Source organism: Mycobacterium sp. E796 (genome assembly GCF_001672815.1).
Lineage (GTDB): Bacteria > Actinomycetota > Actinomycetes > Mycobacteriales > Mycobacteriaceae > Mycobacterium.
The window spans coordinates 1-597 of sequence record NZ_LZKK01000183.1; the positions used below are offsets into that span (position 1 = coordinate 1).

Consider the following 597-nt stretch of genomic DNA (forward strand, 5'->3'; position numbering starts at 1 on the left):
TCGCGCGGTGTTCTTCGCCCGCCCACACCTGTTGCCCGACGAAATGCCCGACGACGACTTCCCGTTCCTGCTCAACACCGGGCGCCTGCCGCACCAGTGGCACACGATGACCAAGACCGGGAAGGTGGCCAAACTCAACAAGCTCAACCCCGGGCCGTTCGTCGAAATCCACCCCGACGACGCGGCCCGTCTGCAGATCTGCGACGAAGACCCGGTCGAAATCGCCTCCCGCCGCGGCCGGGCAGTGCTGCCCGCCGTCATCACCGACCGGGTCCGGCCCGGCAACTGCTTTGCGCCGTTCCACTGGAACGACGTCTTCGGCGAGTACCTGTCGATCAACGCCGTCACCAACGACGCCGTCGACCCGGTTTCCCATCAACCCGAGTTCAAGGCCTGCGCGGTATCCCTGACGAAGGTCGCCGTCGCGCAACCTGATTCGAAGGACGCCACGCCGACGGGCGACGAGATCAGCCTGGCCCGCGTCGACGCCTTTGCCGAATTCCTCGGGGTGGCAAACGAACCGGCGCCGCAGTTCGGTCCGCTCGGCCGCTCCTACCTGGCCGGCCTCGTCGCGGGGCTGCGCACGGAAGCCGGACG

General features: G+C 67.8%; 1 protein-coding gene. It reads left to right on the forward strand.

The window, feature by feature from the left end:
• Nucleotides 1–597 (forward strand): molybdopterin dinucleotide binding domain-containing protein (locus A5706_RS13250; RefSeq protein ID WP_304528395.1); only part of this gene is annotated, 597 nt, incomplete at both ends.